14 protein-coding genes are annotated in these 15,747 nt (G+C 73.4%); 8 read left to right on the top strand and 6 right to left on the bottom strand.

Annotated features, from left to right (window positions below):
• Positions 1-102: 102 nt before the first annotated feature.
• Together ACFWIC_RS05400 and ACFWIC_RS05405 are read right to left on the bottom strand one after the other, a co-directional pair.
• Positions 103-513 (bottom strand): PPOX class F420-dependent oxidoreductase, encoded by a 411-nt coding sequence (locus ACFWIC_RS05400; RefSeq protein WP_329878911.1) that lies wholly within the window; start codon positions 511-513, stop codon positions 103-105.
• Entirely contained in the window at positions 513-1,547 is a 1,035-nt protein-coding gene (locus ACFWIC_RS05405) for an aldo/keto reductase (RefSeq protein WP_380516033.1), read from the bottom strand. The genes ACFWIC_RS05400 and ACFWIC_RS05405 overlap by 1 nt, the downstream gene beginning before the upstream one ends.
• Positions 1,548-1,682: 135 nt before the next feature.
• Here ACFWIC_RS05405 and ACFWIC_RS05410 point away from each other — a divergent pair, with 135 nt between their 5' ends.
• Positions 1,683-2,630 carry a hypothetical protein gene (locus ACFWIC_RS05410; RefSeq protein WP_380516036.1) on the top strand — a complete coding sequence of 316 codons (948 nt, stop codon included), beginning with the start codon at positions 1,683-1,685 and terminating at the stop codon, positions 2,628-2,630.
• A 105-nt stretch (positions 2,631-2,735) separates the two neighbouring features.
• Here the strand turns inward: ACFWIC_RS05410 and ACFWIC_RS05415 are convergent, their stop codons facing one another.
• On the bottom strand, positions 2,736-3,797 hold the full coding sequence (locus ACFWIC_RS05415) for a 3-dehydroquinate synthase family protein (RefSeq protein WP_380516038.1): 1,062 nt from the start codon (positions 3,795-3,797) through the stop codon (positions 2,736-2,738).
• A gap of 178 nt (positions 3,798-3,975) precedes the next feature.
• Here ACFWIC_RS05415 and ACFWIC_RS05420 point away from each other — a divergent pair, with 178 nt between their 5' ends.
• A complete protein-coding gene (locus ACFWIC_RS05420) occupies positions 3,976-6,522 on the top strand; it encodes an ATP-dependent Clp protease ATP-binding subunit (protein ID WP_380516326.1) in 2,547 nt (848 codons plus the stop codon).
• A gap of 56 nt (positions 6,523-6,578) precedes the next feature.
• Here the strand turns inward: ACFWIC_RS05420 and ACFWIC_RS05425 are convergent, their stop codons facing one another.
• On the bottom strand, positions 6,579-7,463 hold the full coding sequence (locus ACFWIC_RS05425; RefSeq protein WP_329879031.1) for a metallophosphoesterase: 885 nt from the start codon (positions 7,461-7,463) through the stop codon (positions 6,579-6,581).
• Between the two features lie 517 nt (positions 7,464-7,980).
• Between ACFWIC_RS05425 and ACFWIC_RS05430 the strand changes: the two genes are divergently transcribed.
• From ACFWIC_RS05430 to ACFWIC_RS05455, 6 genes are all read left to right on the top strand, one after another.
• On the top strand, positions 7,981-8,883 hold the full coding sequence (locus tag ACFWIC_RS05430; RefSeq protein WP_380360329.1) for a serine protease: 903 nt from the start codon (positions 7,981-7,983) through the stop codon (positions 8,881-8,883).
• Between the two features lie 150 nt (positions 8,884-9,033).
• Entirely contained in the window at positions 9,034-10,491 is a 1,458-nt protein-coding gene (locus ACFWIC_RS05435) for a S28 family serine protease (RefSeq protein ID WP_380516041.1), read from the top strand.
• 104 nt (positions 10,492-10,595) lie between these two features.
• The gene (locus tag ACFWIC_RS05440) at positions 10,596-11,225 is read left to right on the top strand and encodes a TetR/AcrR family transcriptional regulator (RefSeq protein ID WP_329878904.1); all 630 of its coding nucleotides are present in this window, start codon (positions 10,596-10,598) and stop codon (positions 11,223-11,225) included.
• Positions 11,209-12,843, top strand: coding sequence for an acyl-CoA dehydrogenase family protein (locus ACFWIC_RS05445; RefSeq protein WP_380360334.1), 1,635 nt, complete (start codon positions 11,209-11,211; stop codon positions 12,841-12,843). Before ACFWIC_RS05440 ends, ACFWIC_RS05445 begins: the two co-directional genes overlap by 17 nt.
• Positions 12,840-13,769: an amidohydrolase family protein gene (locus ACFWIC_RS05450; protein ID WP_380516046.1), complete on the top strand. Its 930-nt coding sequence runs from the start codon at positions 12,840-12,842 to the stop codon at positions 13,767-13,769. Before ACFWIC_RS05445 ends, ACFWIC_RS05450 begins: the two co-directional genes overlap by 4 nt.
• A 182-nt stretch (positions 13,770-13,951) precedes the next feature.
• Positions 13,952-14,377: a hypothetical protein gene (locus tag ACFWIC_RS05455; RefSeq protein WP_329951592.1), complete on the top strand. Its 426-nt coding sequence runs from the start codon at positions 13,952-13,954 to the stop codon at positions 14,375-14,377.
• A 4-nt stretch (positions 14,378-14,381) separates the two neighbouring features.
• Here ACFWIC_RS05455 and ACFWIC_RS05460 read toward each other — a convergent pair whose 3' ends face one another.
• Together ACFWIC_RS05460 and ACFWIC_RS05465 are read right to left on the bottom strand one after the other, a co-directional pair.
• Positions 14,382-15,218: a helix-turn-helix domain-containing protein gene (locus ACFWIC_RS05460; protein ID WP_380360338.1), complete on the bottom strand. Its 837-nt coding sequence runs from the start codon at positions 15,216-15,218 to the stop codon at positions 14,382-14,384.
• 45 nt (positions 15,219-15,263) lie between these two features.
• Positions 15,264-15,746: a DUF2269 family protein gene (locus ACFWIC_RS05465; protein ID WP_329951594.1), complete on the bottom strand. Its 483-nt coding sequence runs from the start codon at positions 15,744-15,746 to the stop codon at positions 15,264-15,266.
• Position 15,747 lies beyond the last annotated feature (1 nt).

Genomic DNA, 15,747 nt, shown 5'->3' on the forward strand with positions numbered 1-15,747 from the left:
GGGGCGTGGGCCGTTTGCTTTGGTTCCCCCACGTGCGCTCCGGGGGTTGGGGCGGGCCGGCGGCGGGGTCCGCGGTGTACCCCCCCCCCCCCCGCCGCCTCCTCACCGGTCCAGCAGGTACTCCACGGCGACCCGCACGACCAGCAGGTCCTCCTCGGCGGGCAGCAGCTCGCCGAGGAATTCCGCGTGCGACTTCCCGGTGTACCGGCGCGACATCTCGTCCATCAGCCCGTCGTGCAGCTTCACCGGCTCGATCGACGCCGTCCCGCGCACCGCCAGGTAGGTGTACGGGGCGTCGGCCGGGTGCAGCAGCACCGAGATCCGCGGATCGCGCCGCAGGTTGCGCTCCTTGTGGCTGCCCCGCTCGATCCCGAAGAGCAGGTCGGTGCCGTCGTGGCCGACCCAGACGACGGACTGGTGCACCGTGCCGTCCGCGCGGAGGGTCGCCACCACGGCGAACACCGGCGCCGCCAGCACGGCCCTGGCGTGTTCGGTCAACGGGACGCGGGCCATCACGCCTCCCGCCGGGGAGCGGTGCGCCGACGGCGCAGCGAGGGGTCGGTCAGCGACTGCGGCACCCAGTGGTGGTCGGCGCGGTTGAGGTCGACGCCGGGCGGCACGATCGCGTCGATCCGGTCGAGCACCCCGTCGTCGAGTTCCACCCCGGCCGCGCCCAGCAGGTCGGTCAACTGCCCCGGCGTGCGCGGGCCGAGGAGGACGGAGGTGACGGCGGGATGGGACTGGACGAAGGCCAGCGCGAGGTGCGCCGGCGACAGCCCCGCGTCGGCGGCCACCTTGCGCAGCTCGGCCACCGCCTTCGCCTTGGCGGCGTTCTCCGGGACGGAGAGGTCGAACTTGCGCTGTTCCAGCACGGCCCGCCCGACGCCCGGCCGGATCTCCCGGCCGGTGAGCCAGCCCGCCCCCAGGGGCCCCCAGGGCAGGACGCCCATGCCGTGCCGCTGTGCGGTCGGCAGGACGTGGGTCTCCGCGGAGCGGGCGAGGGCGGAGTACTGCGGCTGCTCGCTGCGGAACCGGACGTGTCCGCGCCGTTCGGAGACCCACTGGGCCTCGACGATCTGGTCCGCAGGGAAGTTGGAGGTGCCGACCGCGCGGACCTTGCCGGAGCGGACGAGGTCGGAGAGCGCGGAGAGCGTCTCGTCGATGTCGGTGTCCGGGTCGATCCGGTGCACCTGGTAGAGGTCGATGTGGTCGGTGTCGAGGCGGCGCAGCGATCCCTCCACCGCCCGCGTGATCCAGCGCCGGGAGTTCCCGCGGTGGTTGGCGTCCGGGCCCATCGGGCTGTGGAACTTGGTGGCGAGGACGACGTCGTCCCGGCGGCCCCGGATCGCCCGGCCGACGATCCGCTCCGATCCGCCGTCGCCGTAGATGTCGGCGGTGTCCACGAGGTTGATGCCCGCGTCCAGGGCCAGCCGGATCGTCCGGACGCCCTCCTCCTCGTCGGTGTTGCCCCAGGAGCCGAACATCATGGCCCCGAGGGCGAATTCGCTGACCGATATGCCGGTGCCGCCCAGAATCCTGTGTCTCATGCGACGTGTGCCCTCCGTCGTCGGACCGGTCGGATGAACGGTTCCACTCTGACCCAGCGGCCACGGGCACGCCAGGGGACGTGTGCGAGATGTCCGTTTTCTCTCCAGGTCGGCTGGTATGGTACTTCTCGCCCGATGACTGACGCTCCGTCAGTACCCTTTCTGCACAACCTCGGGAGGCCCCGCGTGCGTACCGTCCTCGAACGCGCCGAATGGTTCGTCTGGCTCTCCGCCCGTCCGCTGGAGCAGCACCGCTTCGCCCACCACTTCCTCGGCGGCGGCGCCGACGCCGTGGAGACCGCGCTCGCCGCCTACGTCCGCCCCGACGGCGGCTACGCGTACGCGCTGGAGGCGGACGTGCGCGGGCCGTCCTCGCAGCCGCTGGCCGCGGCCGCGGCGCTCAACGTCCTGGACGAGATCGGCCGGTGCGACGCCGCCCGCACGGCTCGGCTCCGCAGTCACCTGCCGAGTCTGACCTCGCCCGACGGGGGCCTGCCGACGCTCCATCCCGGCATCGCCGGCTACCCGTCCTCGGCCGTCCTCACGGTGCGGCCGAACCCGCCCGGCAGCCTGCTGGCCACCGGGGTGATCGTCGGCCGGCTGCACCGCAACGGCATCGAGGACCCGTGGCTGGACGCCGCGACCGAGTTCTGCTGGCAGGCCGTCGACGGTCTGACCTCCTCCCACCCGTACGAGGTGGAGGCCGCCCTCGCCTTCCTGGACGGCGTTCCGGACCGGGGGCGGGCCGCCAAGTCCGCCCAGCGGCTCGGCGAACTCGTCCGCGACCAGCGGCTGGTGGTGACCGACCCGGCGCGGGCCGAGGAGTTTCCGGTCCACCCCGCGTACGCGGCGGGGGAGTACCACTACGTCACCGACGTCCTGCGGAGCCCCCGTTCGCTCGCCCGGGAGTGGTTCACCGAGCGGGAGGTGGCGCGTTGCCTGGACCACCTGGCCGCCGTGCAGCAGGAGGACGGCGGCTGGCCCGTGCTGTGGCGGCTCTGGGCCCCGGGCTCGGCGGCCGAGTGGCGCCCGATCGTCACCCTGGACGCCCTGCGCACCCTGCGGGCCCACGGCCGGCTCTGACCGTTCCCGCCGGACGGACCCCGGACCCGGACCCCGGATCTCGGATCCCTGATCCCGGACGCCGCCGGGTCCGCCGGTGTCCGGGGTCCGCCGGTCCGCCGGCGCCTAGGGTCCGTCGGGCGCGGCCGGGCGGCTCCCCTCCGGCTCGCGCTCCATCGCGTCCAGGGTGCGGGCCACCACCTGCTCGGGCACGTCCGGCACCAGCTCGACACCGCGCGGCCCGTCCAGCACGAACGCGAGCCCCGTGCCCGACAGGGCCTTCTTGTCCTGCCGCATGAGGGCGATCAGGGCCGCCGTTTCCACTCCGGCCGGCAGCCGCTCGCGCAGCCCGTACGCGCGCACCGTCGCCAGGTGCTCGGCCACCCGCTCCGGGCCGATCCGGCCCAGCGCACCGGCCAGCCGCCCGGCGAACACCGTGCCGATCGCGACGCCCTCGCCGTGCCGCAACGCGAAGTCGGTGGCCCGTTCCAGGGCGTGGCCCAGGGTGTGTCCGTAGTTGAGGATGTGCCGCAGCCCGCCGTCCCGTTCGTCGGCGGCCACCACCGAGGCCTTCAGGGCGACGCTCGCGGCGATCTGCTCGTGGACGGGCAGCCCGCGCAGGTCGCCGGCGCCGATGAAGTGGCAGCGGGCGATCTCGCCGTACCCGTTCGCCCACTCCACCGGCGGGAGGGTGCGCAGGTGGTCGGTGTCGCACAGCACGGCCCGGGGCTGCCAGTAGGCGCCGACCAGGTTCTTCGCCTCGGGCAGGTTGACCGCGGTCTTCCCGCCGACCGCCGCGTCCACCTGCGCCAGCAGGGTGGTCGGCAGATGGATCACGGCCACCCCGCGGTGGTACAGCGCCGCGGCCAGGCCGACCGCGTCGGTCGTGGTGCCGCCCCCGCAGGAGACCACCACGTCGTGGCGGGTCAGGCCGTATCCGGCGAAGGCCCGGCAGAGCTCCTCCACCGTGGCCAGGGTCTTGCGGTGCTCGCCGTCCTGGGCCGGGACGAGCAGGGACGGCACGCCCGGGTCCGGGACTTCCTCCGGCGGGCGGGCCGACACCACCACGGCCCGGGCCGCGCCGGTGGCGGCCACGACGGAGGGGAGCAGGTGCCGGACCCCGGGGCCGATGTGCACGGGGTAGGAGCGGTCACCCAGCCGTACGTCGATCCGTCGAGGAGTCGTCATGTCCACAGGGTGCCGACTCCGGATGCCCGTGAACAGAGCGCCTCCCGGGTGCCTCCCGGGTGCCTCCCGGGCCCCTTCCGAGCCCCTCGCCCGACCGTCCGCGCTCGGGAGGCGGGGCCGCACGGCCTGTGTTTGTGTGGGGGCGCAGCCCGCTCGGGAGAGGTGAACCACCGTGACCATGCCGCCGTTCGGATCGAACGACCCGTTCTCCGACCTGCTCAGCCGGTTCTTCGGCATGAGCCCGATGGCGTCCCCACCCAACGTGCAGCGGGTGCCGATCGGTCGGCTGCTCAGCGAGTCGGCGCAGGAGCTGCTCGGCCTGGCCGCGCAGCGTGCCGCCGAGGACGGGAGCAGCGATCTCGACACCGCGCACCTGGTGTGGGCATCCACCCGGGTGGATCCGTCGCGCCGGATGCTGGAGCGGGCCGGGATCGACCCGGACCGGCTGGCCGGCGACCTGGCGGAGGCGCTGCCGGTCGGCGCGGAGACGCCCACCGGGGACGGCCGGCCCGCGTTGACGCCGGCCGCCAAGCGGGCGCTGCTCGCCGCGCACGCCCGTTCGCAGGCGGCGGGTGCCTCGTACATCGGGCCCGAGCACATCCTCGGGGCGCTGCTGGAGGAGGACCGGTCGGGCGCGGGGGCGGCCCTGCGGAACGTGGCCCCGTCGCGGGAGGCGCTGCGCACGGTGCTGGACGGCCGCAGCTCCGGTGGCGAGCGCAGCTCCGGCGGTGCGCAGCCGAGCCGGACGCCCACCCTGGACGAGTACGGCCAGGACCTCACCGAGGAGGCGCGGGCGGGCCGGCTGGACGCGGTGGTCGGCCGGGCCGAGGAGATCGAGCAGACCGTCGAGATCCTGTCCCGCCGGACCAAGAACAATCCGGTGCTGATCGGCGAGCCGGGCGTCGGCAAGACGGCGATCGTGGAGGGGCTGGCGCAGCGGATCGTCTCCGGTGACGTGCCGCAGAGCCTGAAGGAGAAGCGGGTCGTCACCCTGGACCTCACCGGGCTGGTGGCCGGCTCCAAGTACCGCGGCGAGTTCGAGGAACGGCTGAAGAGCGTGATCGACGAGGTCACGGCGGCCGAGCAGAGCGTGATCCTGTTCCTCGACGAGCTGCACACGGTGGTCGGGGCGGGCTCCGGCGGCGAGGGTTCGATGGACGCGGGCAACATCCTCAAGCCGGCCCTGGCCCGCGGCGAGCTGAGCGTGGTCGGCGCCACCACCCTGGACGAGTACCGCCGGCACATCGAGAAGGACGCCGCCCTGGAGCGCCGCTTCCAGCCGGTGCTGGTGCCCGAGCCGACCGTCGAGGAGACCGTCGAGATCCTGCGCGGCCTGCGCGACGCGTACGAGGCGCACCACCAAGTGCGCTTCACCGACGAGGCGTTGGACGCCGCCGCGACGCTCTCCGACCGCTACGTCAGCGACCGCTTCCTGCCGGACAAGGCGATCGACCTGCTGGACCAGGCGGGCGCGCGGGTCCGGCTGCGCAGCCTGAGCGGATCGACGACGGCGATGCCGGTGCAGGACCGGATCACCAAGCTGCGACGCGAGCTGGAGGAGGCGGTGGCGGACGAGGAGTTCGTCCGGGCCGCCAACCTGAAGGCCGAGCTGCGCCAGACCGAGGACGAGCTGGCCGCGCTCGCCGAGGACCGGGAGGAGGTCGTCGCCGTCACCGCCGAGGACATCGCGCAGGTGCTCTCCCGCCGTACCGGCATCCCGGTGGCCGAGTTGAACGCCACCGAGCGTGAGCGGCTCCTGCGGCTGGAGGAGCACCTGCACGAGAAGGTGATCGGGCAGGACCAGGCGGTCACGGCCGTCGCCCAGGCGGTGCGCCGCGGTCGGGCCGGAATGGGCGACCCGGACCGGCCGACCGGCTCGTTCCTCTTCCTCGGGCCGACCGGTGTCGGCAAGACCGAGCTGGCCAAGGCCCTGGCCGCGCTGCTCTTCGGCGACCCGGACCGGATGATCCGCTTCGACATGAGCGAGTTCCAGGAGAAGCACACGGTCTCCCGGCTGGTCGGCTCCCCGCCCGGGTACGTCGGCTACGACGAGGCGGGCCAGCTGACCGAGGCGGTGCGCCGCAAGCCGTACAGCGTGCTGCTCTTCGACGAGGTGGAGAAGGCCCACCCGGACGTCTTCAACCTGCTGCTCCAGGTCCTGGACGACGGACGGCTGACGGACGCGCAGGGCCGCACGGTCGACTTCCGCAACACCGTGGTGATCATGACCAGCAACATCGGGTCGCAGCGGATCCTCGACCACGCCGGCGACGTCGACGAGATCAAGGACGACCTGATGCGGGACCTGCGGACGCAGTTCCGGCCGGAGTTCCTCAACCGGATCGACGAGGTGATCGTCTTCCACGGGCTCACCCGCAAGGACCTGCTCCAGGTGGTGGGCCTGCTGCTGGACCGCAGCCGGCGCCGCCTGAAGGCGCAGGACGTCCGGCTGGAGGTGACGGACGACGCCAAGGAGTGGCTGGTGAACCGGGGTTACCAGCCGGAGTTCGGGGCCCGGCCGCTGCGCCGGACGATCCAGCACGAGCTGGACAACCGGATCTCCAACCTGCTGCTGGACGGCAGCGTGCAGGAGGGCGACACGCTGGTGGCGAAGGTGTCGGGCGGCGAACTGGTGGTGGTGACGGAACGGCCGGAGCCCTCGGCGACCTTCGCGGAGGCCGAGGAGAAGGCCGAGGAGAAGGCCGAGGGGAAGGCGCCGGAGTAAGGGCGGCAGGGTCGGGAGGCGGCGCGTCGGGAGTGACCGGCGCGCCGCCCGCGCGTTCAGGACTGCGGGAAGACCTCGCGCAGCAGCGGGTCCGGCAGGCCGCGCTTGCCCCACTCGCGCGGGTAGCCGAGCGAGACCTCCTCGAACCTGACGCCGTCGTAGCTGGTCCGCCGGGGGATGTGCAGGTGGCCGTAGATCATCGCGGCGGTGTTGAAGCGGCGGTGCCAGTCGGCGGTCAGCTCCGTGCCGCACCACTGGGCGAACTCGGGGTACCAGAGGATCTCGGTGGGTTCCCGGACCAGCGGGTAGTGGTTGACCAGGACGAGCGGCAGCTCCGGGTCGTGCCCGGCCAGCCGCTTCTCGGTGAGCCGGACGCGCTCGCGGCACCAGGAGTCGCGGTCCGGGAACGGGTCCGGGTGGAGGAACCGCTCGTCGGCGCAGACCACGCCGGACTCGTAGGCGGCGGCCAGCGACTCCTCCTTGGTCGTGGTGCCGGGGGCCCGGAAGGAGTAGTCGTACAGCACGAAGAGCGGCGCGACGGCGACCGGGCCGCCGGCGCCGGTCCAGACCGGGTACGGGTCCTCGGGGGTCACCACGCCGAGTTCGCGGCAGAGCCGGACCAGGTACTCGTACCGGGCGACGCCGCGTAGTTGGACCGGGTCGTTGGGGTGCGTCCACAGCTCGTGGTTGCCGGGCGCCCAGATCACCTTGGCGAAGCGCTCGGCGAGCAGGCCCAGCGCCCAGCGGATGGTGGTGGTGGACTCGGCGACGTCACCGGCGACGATCAGCCAGTCGTCGGGGGATTCCGGGCGTAGCTGCTCCACCAGGTCGCGGTTCTGCTGGTAGGAGACGTGCAGGTCGCTCACGGCGAGCAGGCGGCCGGCCCGCCCGGGCCCGGTGTCGCCGCGCCCGGCGGTGGTCCTGTCGGTCGCTCCGGTCACTTCGGTCACTTCAGCCCCCATGTCGTCACCCGGCCTCCGGCCAACAGTACGGGGGGCGGACGGGTGTGTGCCCGCAGAGTGGCCGGATCTCGACCACCGGAGGCGGGGACCGGACCCCGGAGGACCCCGGTCGGCGCCGGGTCGGACCCCGGAGGACCCCGGCCCGGCGCCGACCCGAGCCCGGTCGACCCCGGCCCGGCGCCGGAGGCCGAACCGCCGGAGCACGCCGTGGTCGGCCGACCCGGGGCGCGAGCCGGCGGGTTGCGGCCACGGCCCGGCTCCGGCCGCGGCTGATCAGCGTCGGCCGCCGGCACTGTCCGGTGGACGGCGCCGAGGCCAATAACCCTCAGGGGTAGGCGAGTTGACGCTACGGCCGTTCGGCCGGTGCGTCGGGGTCGGTCGGGGCGGCCGAAATCGTCGCCCCGGTCGGGGCGTCCGGATCCGGACGCGGCGCGACTCTTGACAACACGTCATGTCCGCGACAGCTTTGGTGCACCCCCACACCGAGAGGTCTCTCATGAAGAAGCCGCTCATAGGCACGCTCGCCACGCTCCTGTTCGCCGGGGCCACCGCCCTGGCCGGAGCCCCCGTGGCGACCGCCGCCCCCTCCGTGACCGCCCCGACCGTCGCGACCGCCGAAGCCGCGGCCCGGACCGTCGCGGCGGCGCCCGAGGGTCAACAGGCGCTCGCCGCGGTCACCTTCGCCGGTACCGTCGCGCTCAACAACTGTTCCGGCTCGCTCGTCCGGCTCCCCAACTCCACCGCCAACGACCCGGCCCTCGTGCTCTCCAACGGCCACTGCCTGGAGACCGGCATGCCCGGCCCCGGCCAGGTGGTCGTCAACCGGGCGTCCAGCCGCACCTTCACGCTGCTCAACGCGAGCGGCGGATCGCTCGGCACGCTCCGTGCCACCAAGATCGTGTACGGCGCCATGACCGACACCGACGTGTCGATCTACCAGCTGAACACCACCTACGCCGCGATCCAGTCGCAGTACCGGATCGCCCCGCTGACCGTCGCGGCCACCCACCCGGTCCAGGGCACCCCGATCAAGGTCGTCTCCGGGTACTGGAAGAAGATCTACTCCTGCTCCGTCGACGGGTTCGCCTACCGGCTGAAGGAAGCCGAGTGGACGTTCAAGGACTCCGTCCGCTACACGTCCAGCTGCAACGTCATCGGCGGCACCTCGGGCTCGCCGGTCGTCGACGCCAACGGCACCGTCGTCGCCGTCAACAACACGATCAACGAGTCCGGCCAGCGGTGCACCCTGAACAACCCCTGCGAGGTCGACCAGAACGGCGCGGTCACCGTCCGCCGGGGGATCGGCTACGCCCAGGAGACCTACACCATCCCGGCCTGCTTCGCCTCCGGGAACCGGCTCGACCTGACCCTGCCCGGCTGCACCCTGCCGCGCCCCTGACCAGCACGTTCACCCCGATGGGCCATCCGCGACCTGCGGGTGGCCCATTCGGCCGTCTACCGGACGGCCGGTCCGTACGGCAGCCGCCCGCCGGCTGTCGGAGAGTACGGACAGAGCATCGAACAGTTCCGTTGACCCGATGGAGAGTTGATGACCAAGAAGCTCAGAGGGCTGCTGGTGGCCGTCCTGCTGATACCGCTGTTCGGCCTCGGCCTGGCCACCCCGGCGCTCGCCGAGAGTGCCGCCGCGGGCGCGTCCTCCGTCGCCGACGACCCGTCGGCCGACATCAAGGACCGCCTGGCGGCGATCCGCGGACTGACCGTGACCGAGGAACGGCCCACCACCACCGGCCACCGCTACTTCCTGCTCACCTACACCCAGCCGATCGACCACGACCGCCCCTGGCTGGGCAGCTTCCAGCAGCGGCTGAGCGTGCTGCACCGCGGCTACGACCGCCCGACCGTCTACTTCACCAACGGCTACGCGCTGCGCACCACGCCCTCGCGCACCGAGCCGGCCCGGCTGGTCGACGGCAACCAGGTCTCCGTCGAGTACCGCTACTTCACGCCGTCCCGTCCCGTGCCCGCCGACTGGAGCAAGGCCGGCATCCGTCAGGGGGCCACGGACTCGCACCGGATCATCACCGCGCTGAAGCGGATCTACCAGGAGGAGTGGCTCTCCACCGGCGGTTCCAAGGGCGGCATGTCGTCGACCTACCACCGCCGCTTCTTCCCGGACGACGTGGCCGGCACCATCGCCTACGTCGCGCCGAACGAGGTCGACGACCGTGAGGACTCCGCCTACTCCCGGTTCTTCCGGAACGTCGGCACGCCCGAGTGCCGGGCCGCGCTGACCGCCGCCCAGCGCGAACTGCTGGTCCGCCGCGACCGGCTGTTCGCCCGCTACACCGCCGACAACGCCGCCGCCGGCTCCACCTTCACCACCACCGGCAGCGCCGACCGGGCGTACGAGTCCGGCGTGCTCGACACGGTCTGGGCGTTCTGGCAGTACAGCCTGGCCGCCGACTGCGCCAAGGTCCCGGCCGCCACCGCCACCGACGACGAGCTGTACGCCTGGTTCGACGCCCAGTCCGGCATCACCGGCAACAGCGACCAGTCGCTCGCCAACTACACGGCGTACTACTACCAGGCCGGCACCGAGCTGGGCGCGCCCAGCTTCGACGTGTCGCACCTGAAGGGCCTGCTGCACTACGACTACAAGGAGCTGTACTCGCCGCGCACCTACGTGCCGAAGAACATCGCGATGCGGTTCGACCCGTCCGCGATGCGCGACATCGACCGCTGGGTGCGGAACTCCGCCGAGCGGATCATCTACGTCTACGGCCAGAACGACCCGTGGGGTGCCGAGCCGTTCCGGCTGGGCCGGGGCAGCGAGGACAGCTACGTCTACACCGTGCCCGGCGGCAACCACGGCGCCAACATCGAGAAGCTGCCGGCCGCCGAGTCGGCGGCGGCCACCGCCAAGGTGCTGGAGTGGGCCGGACTCGGCGGGGACGCCGCGGCCCGTTCGCTGAGCGGGCAGTACCGCGTCCCGCCGATCGGCCCGCTCGACGAGGAGGGGCTGAAGCAGGACCGCGTCCGCCTGTAGGGCACGCGCCTGACCGCGTCCGCCTGTAGGGCGCGGTGGCCGAGCACCACCCCCGGGGCCGCGCGCCTCTCCCCGAAGCAGTGAATCGGTGCTTCAATTCTTTCATGGCCTACCGACGCACGCCCGCCGTACAAGCCCGCCTGGACGCCCAGCGCGAGGCGGTGCTCCAGGCCGCGGTCGGGCTGCTCGCCGAGCGCGGCTACGGCGGCTGCACCATGGCCGCGGTCGCGGACCGCGCCGGGATCGCCACCGGCTCGATGTACCAGCACTTCGCGAGCAAGGCCGAGCTCTCGGTCGAGCTGTTCCGCCGGGTCGTCACCCGGGAGGTGGCCGCCGTGCACGAGGCCGTCGCCCGGCACGACACCCCCCGGACGCGCATCGCGGCCGTGGTCGAGACCTTCGCCGCCCGCGCCCTGCGTGCGCCACGGCTCGCCCACGCGCTCCTGGTCGAGCCGGCCGACACCGTGGTGGACGCGGAACGCCTGGTGTTCCGGCGGGCCTTCCGCGACGTGATCGCCGCCGAGATCACCGCCGCCCTCGCCGCCGGCGACGTGCCCGGCCAGGACCCGGAACTGACCGCCGCCGCGATCGTCGGCGCGGTCGGCGAGGCGCTCGCAGGTCCGCTCGCGGCGGCCCGACCGCCGGACACCCGGACCGCCCCGCCCGAGGTGGTCCCCGCCCTGGTCTCCTTCACCCTGCGTGCCCTGGGAGGACGCGATGACAGCGACGCATGAGGTCACCAACCAGGTACCCCTGCCGTACGGACACGACACCGCGGCCGATCCGGCCCTGCTCGCCGCCCTGCACCGGGCCGGCGCGGGCTGGGCCGAGCCGGAGCTGCACGAACTCGGCCGGCTGGCCGGCTCCGAACAGGCCGCCGAGTGGGGCCGGCTGGCCAACGAGCACCCGCCGGTGCTCCGCACCCACGACCGTTTCGGCCACCGGATCGACGAGGTCGAGTTCCACCCGTCCTGGCACGAGCTGATGCGCACCGCCGTCGGCCACGGCCTGCACGCCGCGCCGTGGCGGGACGACCGGCCCGGCGCGCACGCCGCCCGCGCCGCCAAGTTCCTCGTCTGGGGCCAGGTCGAGGCCGGTCACACCTGCCCGGTCTCGATGACCTACGCCGCCGTGGCCGCCCTGCGCGCCGCCCCGGCGCTGGCCGCCGAGTTCGAGCCGCTGCTGACCTCCACCACGTACGACTTCGGGCTGCGGGCACCGCAGGGCAAGCGGGGCCTGATCGCCGGCATGTCGATGACCGAGAAGCAGGGCGGCTCGGACGTCCGCACCAACACCACGGCCGCCGCCCCGCGGCCGGACGGCAGCTACCGCCTCACCGGCCACAAGTGGTTCACCTCGGCGCCGATGTCCGACCTCTTCCTGACCCTCGCCCGGGCGCCCGGCGGGCTCAGCTGCTTCCTGCTGCCGCGGGTCCTGCCCGACGGCACCCGCAACCGGATCCACCTCCAGCGGCTCAAGGACAAGCTGGGCAACAAGTCCAACGCCTCCGCCGAGATCGAGTACGACGACGCGGTCGGGTGGCTGGTCGGCGAGGAGGGCCGGGGCGTCCCGACCATCATCGAGATGGTCAACATGACCCGCCTCGACTGCACCACCGGTGCCGCCTCCGGCATGCGGCTCGGCGCCACCCGGGCCGTCCACCACGCCCTGCACCGGCGGGCGTTCGGCAGGGCACTGGTCGACCAGCCGCTGATGCGCAACGTGCTCGCCGACCTCGTCGTCGAGTCCGAGGCGGCCACCACGGTGGCGATGCGCCTCGCCCAGGCCACCGACGCGGCGCTCGCCGGGGACACGGGCGAGGCGCTGGTCCGCCGGCTCGGCCTGGCGGTGGCCAAGTACTGGGTCTGCAAGCGCGGTCCGGCGCACGCCGCCGAGGCGCTGGAGTGCCTCGGCGGCAACGGCTACGTCGAGGAGTCCGGGATGCCCCGGCTCTACCGCGAGGCGCCGCTGGTCTCGATCTGGGAGGGATCCGGCAACGTCGCCGCCCTGGACGCGCTGCGCGCCATGGCCCGGCGCCCGGAGACCGTCGAGGCCCTCCTCGGCGAGCTGGACGCCGCCGCCGGCGCGGACCGCAGGCTGGACGCCGCCGTCGCCGGGCTGCGCAAGGAGCTGGCCGGCCCGGAGGACCCGGAGTTCGGCGCCCGCCGGCTGGTCGAGTCGATGGCACTGGCCTTCCAGGGTTCGCTCCTGGTCCGGTACGGGGACCGGGCGGTGGCCGACGCGTTCTGCGCCTCCCGTCTCGGCGGCGACCACGGAGCGGCCTTCGGCACGCTGCCGGCCGGCGTCGACGCGGGCGCGATCATCGACCGCGCCCGCCCGGTGCCGGCATGACGGGTCCGGCCGAGCAGGCCGAGCAGGCCGTGCAGGCCGCTCGGGAGGCCCGGGACGCCGAGACGGCCGGGGTCCGCGCCTTCTGGCAGGGCCTCGGCCTGCCCGGACTGATCGACGTGCACACGCACTTCATGCCGCAGAACGTCCTCGACAAGGTGTGGGCGTACTTCGACGCGGCCGGTCCGCTGGTCGACCGGCCGTGGCCGATCACCTACCGCGAGGCCGAGGACCGGCGGGTCGGGTGGCTGCGGGAGTTCGGTGTCCGGGCGTTCACCGCGATGCTCTACCCGCACAAGCCCGGCATGGCCGGGTGGCTCAACGGCTGGGCCGCCGAATTCGCCGCCCGCACCCCGGACTGCCTGCACACCGCCACGTTCTTCCCCGAGCCCGGGGCACCCGGGTACGTGGCCCGGGCGATCGAGGGCGGCGCCCGGGTCTTCAAGGCGCACCTCCAGGTCGGCGGCTACCACCCGGCGGACGAGCGGCTCGACGAGGTCTGGGGCCTTCTCGCCGAGACCGGTACGCCGGTGGTGACGCACTGCGGATCGGGGCCGGTCCCCGGCAAGCACACCGGTGCCGGGCCGATCGGCGAGGTGCTCGCCAGGCACCCCCGGCTCGTCCTGGTGGTCGCCCACCTCGGCCTGCCCGAGTACACCGACTTCCTCGACCTCGCCGAGCGGTACCCGGAGGTCCGGCTCGACACCACCATCGCGTTCACCGACTTCGTCGAGCGGGACACCCCCTTCCCGCCCGCCGAACTGCCGCGCCTGGCCGGGCTCCGGGACCGCGTCCTGCTCGGCAGCGACTTCCCCAACATCCCCTACCGGTACGTGCACCAGCTGGACGCGCTGGAGCGGACCGGGCTGGGGGAGGACTGGCTGCGCGCGGTCTGTCACGACAACGCGGCCCGCCTCTTCGGCATCTGACGATACGTCAATACACGGCGCGGGCTGCGGCGCGGCCCTCCCCGGGCGGCCGGGCCCGACCGGCGGGGAGGCCATGACCTCGGAGGTAATCGACGCCTTCCGGGCGGCCCGCCAGAGTGGGCGGTACCGGGTCGCGGGACCGCGGCCCGGGATCCGTTCCGACCACCGGAGGCCGATCCGCCATGTCCGCGAACACCCTTGCCGCCGCCCGTCCGACCGCCCCCGCCTCCCCGAAGGCCCTGCGCGGCTACCTCGCGCTGGACGCCGTCGTGACCGGCGGCAACGGCCTCGCCTACCTGGCCTTCTCCGGCCCGCTCGGTGACCTGCTCGGCGTCGGCCGCTCGACGCTGGTCGAAATCGGTGTGCTGCTCACGGTGGTCGGCCTCGCCGTCGGCCTGCTGGCAGCCCGTCCGCAGCCGCCGCGGCTCGCCGTGCAGGCGGTGATCGAGGTCAACCTGGCCTGGACGGTGCTCAGCGTCCTGGCGATGGAGCTCTGGCTGGAGCCGACCACCGCCGGTCTCGTCTGGATCCCGCTTCAGGCCGGCACGGTGCTCCTCTTCGCCGTCCTCCAGTTCACCGCGCTGCGCCGCCGGGCCGTCGCCCGCTGAGGGGTCACCGCTCCGGTCCCACGGCGGCCTGGAGGAACGCGACCGTCTCCGCGTCGGCCGGGAGGAAGGCCTCCAGGGCGAGTTCGGAGACGGTCACGTCCATCGGGGTGTTGAACGTCGTGATCGTCGACAGGAACGACAGCACCCGCCCCCCGAAGGCGATCCGCAGCGGCAGCGCGAAGGGGAACAGGGCGGTGGCGTCGTCGTCCGCGCCGTCGTCCGCCGCGCCGCCCACCGGGTCCGGATAGGCGCCGACCTCGTCGAGCAGCGCCCGCAGCGGCTCGGAGCGGACCAGCCCGACCTGCTGTTCCATGCGCTCCAGCAGGTGCCGCCGCCACTGCCGCAGGTTGACGATGAGCGGGGCCAGGCCCTCGGGGTGCAGGGTGATCCGCATCGCGTTGAGCGGCGGTTCCAGCAGGTGCGGGGCGACCCCGGCGAGCAGCATCCCGAGCGAGCGGTTGGCCGCCAGGACGCGGAAGGTGCCGTCGACCACCAGCGCCGGGTACGGGTCGTGCGAGGCCAGCAGCCGCTCCATGCCGGAGCGCAGCGCGTCCATCGCGGGGTCGTCCAGCTGCTTCTCGGGGTAGTGCGGCGCGTACCCGGCGGCCAGCAGCAGGGTGTTGCGCTCGCGGACCGGGACGTCGAGGTGCTCGGCGAGCCGGAGCACCATCTCCTGGCTGGGCCGGGCGCGTCCGTTCTCGACGAAGCTGATGTGCCGGGCCGAGGAGTCGGCCAGCAGGGCCAGTTGCAGCTGGCTGAGCCGGCGCCGCTCCCGCCAGCCGCGCAGCAGGACGCCCACGCCCGAACCGGTCTCCGGCCCCATCCCCGCGATGATCGTCATGGGCGGGACAGTAGTACGGAGGCCGTACCGGCGGGGGTGGCGGGGTCAGGCGCCGGTGGTCGATCCCGGTCGGATGATCATCAGGACCACGACCACCGCCCAGAGCAGGTTGAACACGCCGGCGGTCATCGGAAGCAGCTTCAGTCCCCGGACGGCCCTGCCGTGCTCGGCCGTCTCGGCGTCGAGGTCGAGCGCGTCCACCGCGGCCTGCTGCGCGGGCAGGACGAACAGCAGCAGGGACAGCGCCGCGACCGCGGTGAGCACCATCGAGACGATCAGCCAGGACTGGTCCAGCACGTCCATCACCTGGGCGACCCCGATGCCGAGCACCGGGACGGCTATCCCGAGCAGCGCGTAGACCTGGGTGATCCGGTGCAGCATCCGGAGCATGCCGGCGTCGGCCGCCTTGTCCGGGCCGCCGGCGAGTGCCGCCGACGCCCGGCGGGGGAACATGCTGACGGCCACGGCCACCGGACCGATGAACAGCACCGAGGCGAGGACATGCAGGCTCAGCAGGAACTTGGCCATG

Origin of the sequence: Kitasatospora sp. NPDC127035 (genome assembly GCF_042726075.1) — a bacterium.
Classification (GTDB): domain Bacteria; phylum Actinomycetota; class Actinomycetes; order Streptomycetales; family Streptomycetaceae; genus Kitasatospora.